The sequence below is a fragment of the Stieleria sp. genome (assembly GCF_041595215.1).
GTDB lineage: Bacteria > Planctomycetota > Planctomycetia > Pirellulales > Pirellulaceae > Stieleria > Stieleria magnilauensis.
The window spans coordinates 1-7,123 of sequence record NZ_JBFHKV010000376.1; the positions used below are offsets into that span (position 1 = coordinate 1).

Sequence of the window (7,123 nt, forward strand, 5' to 3'; positions counted from 1 at the left end):
CAAAAATGCGAAGCACCTTTTGGGCCATTTGTTTTTTGGTGCCTGACCCCTTTTCCGCGGCCGGTATCACGGCGTCATCCAGTTTACACTTTAGCGAAGCGGAGAGAGTGTCGTGGTACTTGGGGGAGAAAAAACAATGCGTGATCAGGGCGACTACGAATCCTACCGTGGCATCCCGCCGCTGGCCGGACTTTGTTCGATGGCACGTGCGGTCGATGGCACTTGGGATCTCGATCAAAGCTTGCAACGGCTCAAACGGCTTCACTATGTCCTGAAGCGATTGCATGAGACGTTGACCGCCAAGATCACCGCGGAGCCGGTCTACGAATTGAAGACGGCGTTCAGCTACCACGCATACCTGTGCGCCGAACAGGTGTCGTTGATCCGTCGTCGTGTCGGTGAGATGCGAGAACCGCCGCTGGGACTGGACGTGATTCCCGATCCGGCACTTGAGCGTTTGATGGACGAAGTGATCGCGGCACCGTCGACGCCTGATTTGCTCGCCGGCATCTATGGCGTCGTCTTGCCCGCCGTGCGAGAGGCTTGCCGGCGATTGCAAACCGATGCGCATCCGCTGGCCGACGCGCCGACCGTTCGCGTCGCCAAGCTGATCGCGTTTGAACTCCAAGACGTCGTCACCTTCGGCACCGAAGCACTCCGCTGTTTGGACGACGATTCCACGCAAGCCGACCGCGAGCCCTGGATCGGACACTTGAACCGGTGTCTGCAAGCCGCAGGTCAACTCGACGGCGTCGAAGCCAGCGACGAATCGGTCCCCGAGCCATGGCACAGCGCCCAACCCTTCCAGTACGACAAGGAACCGCGCCGCGACGAACGCTTTCGCGACCCCTACAACGCCGGCGTCAACCCGGAAGTCTTCTTGTACGACGAACAGTTCTCGGCGCAAGACAAGACGCTGATGATGTACTACAAACGGCTTCGCGAAATCGATGTGCCGGAAATGATGGCCAGCATCCTGGTGGAATTGCGCGACGAAGAACCCTGGGAATTCCACATGGAGATGTCACGTCAACTGTGGGACGAAGCCCGACACGCGATGATGGGCGAAGTCGGCTTTGTCGCATTGGGAATCGATTGGCGAACCATCCCGATTAATTTCACCTGGTCGCGCAATCTGAATCTGCAACTCGACGCCCGCCAACGGCACGGGGTCCTGTTTTTCATCGAACAAAACCTGATGCCGCGCAACGGAAAACGTTACGAATGGGAGGTCGCCAACGAGAGCGGCGATCCGCTGTCCGCCCTGTTCCAAGATTTCGATTGGGCCGATGAAGTCCTGCACGCTCAAATCGGTCGCCGCTGGTACGTGCCGCGATACACGACACTCAAGGAGGCCCTCGACTACGGCGATGACTGTTGGTCCAAGGTGCTCAGCCATTGGAAGTCGTACCGCGATCAAGGCCTGACGCAGCATCACAACTGGTGGCCGGAGCTCTACGCAAAAGCCTGCCAGATCTGGGGCAAAAATCCCGATCCGCGGGCGTTGGAGTTCCACGCGACCTATGAAGACACACGCGCCGATTTGGCAAAGCTGGAGTAGTGCTCGATCTTGCGAGCGGAAAAGGGGTCAGGTACCAAAAACCAAATGGCCCAGCGGGTGCTTCGCATTTTTGGTACCTGACCCCTTTTCCGAGGCCGTTACGACTTTCCCAGATCCCTTAACCAAGCCACCAGGTCGGCGAGTTCTTGTTCGCTGAGCGTCGTTTCCAGACCTTGGGGCATGATCGAAACCGTGCTCGGTGAAAGTTCGTCGATGGTGTCGCGTCCGATCACGATCGGATCTCCGGTTTGCTGTTGCAGATGAATCGAATCGCGCGTCTCGCGAGTGATCACGCCGGAATAGACCTGACCCGAATCGGTCAAAACCGTGTGCGATTCATATTGCCGCACGATGCTTGCCGACGGAAAAACGATCGACTCCATCAGATCATGCACCGACCGGTTGGCTCCGATCGTCGTCAGATCGGGACCAATCGTCCCGCCAACCGTTCCGACGCGATGGCACGTGGCACACTTCGATTTTTCGGAAGCGAACACCGCTCGACCACGCTCCGGATCGGCGTCTCGCACCAGCGGAATCAATCGATCCAGTTTTTGAATCCGTTGATCGTCAAGCGATTCCAGCCGATCGAGCAATGCGTTTGCGCGAGGCAATAATTCGGCGGGGAATCGCTTGATCACGTCGGAGACTTCGGTGGCGGGCAGACGATCGAAGCTACGTGCCGTCTCGAGCGCCTCCAAGAAGGCTTCGGCGACGTCGACTTGGAGCGCGCGGCCGTAGGGTCGGATCAGGTCACGCAGTGCGGCCGGGCCGGCGCTCGACAGGTAGGGGGCCAGCGTCTGCAATTGATCCGGGCTGAGCCGAGACGTGGAGATCATCTGCGCCGCCTGGCTCGCTTCGGTGGGCGCACCGCCGCTGAGCAATTCCAATAGAATCGCCAACCGGTCGCCGCTCAAGGATGCCGCGTTGTTTTCCACGGCCGCCAAGGCGCTGACCCGTTTGATCCCCGATTGCGTTTCGTCACGGCTGATCGCAACCAACGTCTCATCAAAGGCGTCAGTCTGGATGGCTGCCACAGCAGCGATGGCAAGGCGTGCGACCTCCGTCTGGTCGGATTGCAACGCGCGTGTCAACGGTTCTTTCCAGCTCGGATGAAGACTCGGATCGTCGCTTTGGGCGATCGCAGTCAACAGCAACTCGCGAAATTGGAGAGGCTCCACATCGCTGAGTCCCCGTCCGATCTCTTCGGCCACCGGCTCGGTCACCGCGAAAGCGGACGCGAGTTCGATGATCAGCGACGAGCGGGACGACGCCGCATCCGGCTCTGCCAACCAGTCACGCATGCGTTCAGCAACAAGCGTTGCGGTACCGGTCAGTCCCGCGTTTGGATGCTCGTCGAGTGTTGTCGCCCGCGCCCGGCGGGACAGGATGGCGGCCGCCGTCCGTTGCAGATCCGTGTCGTCGGTATCAAGCATCTCGGCAACCGTGTCAGACGGGACCACAACGCCATCGGTTTGATTGAGCACCACCAAACAAACACGCCGCACGCGCGGTGAAGCATGACTCAATCCGCTCTGCAAGGCGTCGAGATCATTGATTTCGATCAGTGCGTAGGTGATGGCGTGTTCGAGTGATCGATCCAGTTGACGACCTTCAGCCAACGCGGCGATCAATGCCGCCGTAGCATCGGCATGCCCGATGCGGCCAAGTGCTGTAGCGGCTTCACGGCGTACCGGCGGCACATCGCCGGCCAGTCGCTGGATCAAATCAGCAACCGCGTCGCCATCGGGGTAGGTGGCGATCGATCGGCAAGCGATTTGGCGAACGCTCGGGTCACGGTCGTCCAATGCGACGCGAATCGCCGCCCGTGCGGCACTCAGCGAACCGTCGTCACCGACGATTCGCGTCAACGCCCAGAGCGCGTTTTGGCGGACCCGGATGTCGCTGTTCATCGATCGCGCCAATGCCGGCACGATCCGCTCGCCACGCCGCGCACATTCGCTGATCGCCCGCTCTCGCACCCGGTGCCGGGTGTCATTGAGATGCCGGATCAAAGCGGTGTCCGACAAGGATTCCCACTCGATCCGCTTGCCCCAGGGATCGACCTGGGTCGTCATGCCATCGCGACGAACGCGGTAGATACCTCCCAGGACATCGGGTTTCGACATTTGGGATGTCGGACAACCGCGATAAAACCATCCGCCGGTGTCGACGACCAGCAAGCTGCCATCGGCGTCTTCGATCACATCGGTGGGATGGAAATCGTCACTCGTCCCCGCCAGCAACTCTTGCTGAGTCGCTTCGAACGTCGATCCGCTGCGTTGCAGTTGCACGCGAACCACTTTGCCGGAATTAAAAAAGGTGGCGAGGAACTGATCACGCCATCGATGATCGATGACGCCGCTGCGGTAACGGGTGATCCCCGAGACGGCGACGTGACCGAAACGATGGATCGGACCGAGTAAATCGCCGGTGACTTTCAATTCCTCCAACACACGTTCGCGGTGGGGATAGGCACCGCCATAGAGCCAATGCACCAGTGCGTCGACGCGTGGGCGGTTGTAGAGAATATTGACGCTCCCGATCATTTCGCCTTCATCGGTAAAGTCGACTTCGACCGGGTTGTCCATGCCGCCGCCGCAGTGAATGCGGACGTCCGATCCGTCGGTACGGCAGGAAAACAAATACGAACCGTCGCGTTTGCTGGTGATGTTGCCGTCTTCGTCTTTGAATTCGTGGCCGTGATAACCGTCGCACCAATACAAACGCCCGTCGGGTCCGAAGAAGCATCCGTGGATACTGGCGGCGTTCCCGGTATAGCCAAATTTTGTCACGATCTTTTCGCGGAGATCGGCGACGCCATCATCGTCGGTGTCTTCCAGTCGCCAAATGTTGGGCGGCGAGGCGACGTACAACGCTCCATCGTGCCAGACGCCTCCCATCGGGTACGTCATTTTGTCGGCGAACACCGTCGACCGATCAAAGTGCCCGTCGCCATCGCTGTCTTCAAGCATGCGGATGGAATTGGGCAGCTGTTCCTCAAGCTCTTCCGCACTCAGGTTCACCCCGGCGTTGTTGCAAATGAACAGTCGCCCCTGGTCGTCCAGACATCCCATCGTGGGATGCGTGACCAACGGAGGCCCTGCGACGAGTTCCGCTGAAAAGCCTTCGGGCACTTGGATCTCCGCCGGTTGAAACGCCGTCGGGAGTGGCGGTGGCGGAACCGGTTCGGACTGCGCGAGTTCTTCATCGATTCCGACGAAGAGTCTCGTTTGCGAACCGCCGCCGTTCCACATGTCGTATCGTTCGACGGCGTGACGATCGTAGAACGCATCGAGCTGACTTTTTAATTCGGCGGCTGTTGCATGATGCGTCGTGTCGTCGACCAGATTATTGAACTCATCAGGATCCGATTCCAAGTCGTAGAGTTCGTGGGGGCCGTTGGGATGACGGTGAATGTATTTCCAACGTTCGGTGCGGATGCAACGCAGACCTTCGAACTCGTAGAAGACCGGTTTTTCAGACCCCGTCCCGTCCGACGCGCCGGTCAGCTCGGCGCTGAAATCGTTGCCGGGCGATGGCGGACTGGACGGCATTTTGTCCGCCAAATTCAAATACTTCAACAACGTCGGCATGAAGTCATAGTTGGTGACCATCCGATCGGTTTTGGCGTTGGATCGAATCCCGCCCGGATGACGCCAGATCATGGGGATCTGCATCATGCCGTCGCGGGCGGTGACGGGCCGCGTGTGGTCGCCCATTCCGAAAAAGCCACCCTGGCCCCCGACCCAACCTTGGTCGGCGACAAAGACCACGATGGTGTTGTCATCGATTCCACAGCGTTTCAGCGTTTCCATGACCGTACCGACGCCGTCGTCGATGCCACTGACTTCTGTGGCAACACGTCGGATCGAAACCGGGTTGTTGTGGTAGTCACGGTTGCTGAACTGCCAAGGATGCGTCGGCTCGCGTGGGAACGACAGCAAGTCCTTGTCGGCATAATATTCCGCGTGGCGATTGCGACCTTCGCGAAGCAGCAATCGGCTCAGTGAATACGGACCGTTGTAGGAGAGGAATAGAAAGAACGGATCGTCCTGCTGTGACTGTGACTCGATGAAACCAACCGCGTGCTTGGTCCAGAAATCGGTCAGGTATTCGGGCTCCTTGCGAATCTTTCCGTCTTCGATGATTTGCGCATCGTAAAACGTACTCGTGCCGCCGTGGGGCATGGTGATCCAATAGTCGTCGAAACCTTCTTGGGGACGCAGGTTGTCACCGAGGTGCCACTTGCCGACCAATCCGCAGGCATAGCCTGAATCGCGCAAGACCTCTGGCAGCGAGGTCACTTGATCGAGCGTGCAGCGGGCATCGGGACCGACTTGCAGACGCCCTCCGCCGAGAAAGCAATGCACGCCGTGTTGCGAGGGCAACAATCCGGTCAAGAACGTTGCACGCGTCGGCGAGCAAACAGGGTTGGACGCGAACGCGCGGGTGAACAACGTGCCTTCGGATGCCAGACGGTCAATGTTCGGCGTGCGGATGTCGCGATTGCCGTAACAGCCAAGTGTCCATGCGCCGTGATTGTCGGTCATGATCAGCACGACGTTCGGGCGATCACCCGCGACCGACCGCAGCGGCGAGAGTGCTAAGACGAACAACAGGATGACGGGCAGGTTTCGCAGTCGCAGGCGTGGCATCGTGAAGGACCGTTCTCTGGCAATGGTGTGGACCAAGCAACACGCAGAGAGTTTAGCAGCTAGACCGGCGACGCGATGATCACTTCGCGTTTTCCGCCCACCGGCCCGGGAACACGTTGGACCTGCCATCCGGCCTGCTCCAGAGCGTCTCGAACGGGGCGACTGCAACTGTAGGTGGTCAGTTTGCCGGTGTCACTAATCACCCGACGCATTGATCGAAAACAATCGCTCGTCCAAAGTTCCGGTGCGCTCTCGCAGCAAAACGGATCGTAGTAGATCGCATCAAACGGGGGCTCGGATTCATGACTCGATTGGCGAACATCCGCAACTTCGATTGTCACGTTTCGGCGTGCATCGAGTCGCCAACAGTACGTTCCCGGCGGCACCTCGTCTGGAAGCGAGCGGCGAAAGTCCAAATAGTCATCCACAAGGCCGGGTCGGGAGGTCCAATCGCGAGGCTTCAGGTATTGCAGTGTCGCCGCGCTGATCCAGTCCGTTTCAATGGCGACATAATCCAGCACCGCGTCTTGGGCGACAGCGGCGTCGAGCGTCATCAACATTGCCATCGACGTTCCCAGGCCGATCTCCAGCACCCGCGTCGGCTGTTGTTGGCCCAGTCGCTCCGCCACACCGCTGTTGCGCAAGTAGACGTGCCGGGTTTCCGACGCCGCGCCGCACCCGCTGTGAAAGGCGTCGTCGCTGCCGGCACGCACCAGCGTCAAGCTGCCGTCATCGGTCACCTGGACGATCAAGTCCTCGCGGTCGCTGGGAAACGTTTCGCGAACAGGAATCGGCATGCGCGGAGGAGGCTGAGGGTCAGGCTGTCACTTGCGGGACGATGAAACCATTATTGGGCCCACGGATGGCAGCGCGAACCCACGGATAGTTTGCACCCTGCCATCCG

General features: G+C 59.5%; 3 protein-coding genes. 1 reads left to right on the plus strand and 2 read right to left on the minus strand.

Annotated elements, in window-relative coordinates; translation table 11 throughout:
• The first annotated feature begins 136 nt into the window (after positions 1-136).
• The gene (locus ABX749_RS15585; RefSeq protein WP_372896788.1) at positions 137-1,561 is read left to right on the plus strand and encodes a hypothetical protein; all 1,425 of its coding nucleotides are present in this window, start codon (positions 137-139) and stop codon (positions 1,559-1,561) included.
• Between the two features lie 98 nt (positions 1,562-1,659).
• Here the strand turns inward: ABX749_RS15585 and ABX749_RS15590 are convergent, their stop codons facing one another.
• A complete protein-coding gene (locus ABX749_RS15590) occupies positions 1,660-6,219 on the minus strand; it encodes a PVC-type heme-binding CxxCH protein (protein ID WP_372896789.1) in 4,560 nt (1,519 codons plus the stop codon).
• A 59-nt stretch (positions 6,220-6,278) separates the two neighbouring features.
• Entirely contained in the window at positions 6,279-7,016 is a 738-nt protein-coding gene (gene mnmD / locus ABX749_RS15595; protein WP_372896790.1) for a tRNA (5-methylaminomethyl-2-thiouridine)(34)-methyltransferase MnmD, read from the minus strand.
• Positions 7,017-7,123: the final 107 nt, after the last annotated feature.

Excerpts from the sequence above, each read along its gene's own strand:
- ABX749_RS15590 (WP_372896789.1), bottom strand. The coding sequence starts at position 6,219 with ATGCCACGCCTGCGACTGCGAAACCTGCCCGTCATCCTGTTGTTCGTC.
- mnmD (WP_372896790.1), bottom strand. The coding sequence starts at position 7,016 with ATGCCGATTCCTGTTCGCGAAACGTTTCCCAGCGACCGCGAGGACTTG.
- ABX749_RS15585 (WP_372896788.1), top strand. The coding sequence starts at position 137 with ATGCGTGATCAGGGCGACTACGAATCCTACCGTGGCATCCCGCCGCTG.